The organism is Mesorhizobium sp. M1A.F.Ca.IN.020.06.1.1, from assembly GCF_004023265.1.
Classification (GTDB): domain Bacteria; phylum Pseudomonadota; class Alphaproteobacteria; order Rhizobiales; family Rhizobiaceae; genus Mesorhizobium.
The window spans coordinates 1-767 of record NZ_RZSR01001556.1; the positions used below are offsets into that span (position 1 = coordinate 1).

The 767-nt window shown below is 62.3% G+C and carries 1 protein-coding gene and 1 pseudogene; both read right to left on the minus strand.

The annotated features are described in order from the left end of the window. Positions 1-191: pseudogene (locus EOA60_RS35500) on the minus strand (succinate-semialdehyde dehydrogenase (NADP(+))); the annotation flags it as partial. Positions 192-367: 176 nt separating this feature from the next. Beyond that, positions 368-767: bifunctional hydroxymethylpyrimidine kinase/phosphomethylpyrimidine kinase (locus EOA60_RS35505; protein WP_206628442.1), on the minus strand; the 400-nt coding region annotated here is incomplete at its 5' end.

Here is a 767-nt window from a genome sequence, read left to right on the forward strand (position 1 = left end):
GCCCTGTCGATCGCGGCGCGCGTCTCCGCAATCCTCATGTCGGGAAGTTCCGCCAGCAATTCGCCCGTCGATGGATTGAAGACCTCGAACATCAGCTCGCCAACGGGCGTGCTAAGTGCCGGCATGCGGTCGATGGCGTCAAACAGGTCGGGGCATTTCAGGAGGCGGATCAAAGGCTGGTAGAGCGGCAATACCGGATTCCTCGTCAAGGCGGCAAATGTGTCGGTTGGTCGGGGTGTGGATGGCTATCCCTGCTGTCGGGCTTGCCATAGGGCCTCGGACAAACAGGGGCTAGACCCAAGCTGAGTATTTCTCGACTGGAAATGGGACGGTCGCAGACGAAGCCGATGGCCTCGCATTTCTTCTGTCATTCCGATCCGGCAAGCGCGTCGAAAACAAATTGCTTGGCGCGGCGCACGCCTTCTTCCAGCGACATCCCGAGCGCAATCGAGGCGGCAATGGCGCTGGAGAGCATGCAGCCCGTCCCCCGCATCTCGCGCGGCAGGCGCGGTGCCATAAATCGAAGGGGAGGGCACTGCGGCTGCAACAGCCAGTCGACCGCTTCGTTGCCGCGCGCATGACCGCCCTTGACGAGGACGGCCGTCGATAGAGTTCTCGACAACTCCTCACCCTGGCGGCAAGCGGATGCCTCATCGACTGCGATCGCCGATCCGGTCAGCACGGCCAATTCCGGCAGGTTCGGGGTGACAATCCGGCAATGCGGCATGAGATCATTGCGCAGCGCGGCGACGGCGTCTTCCATGATC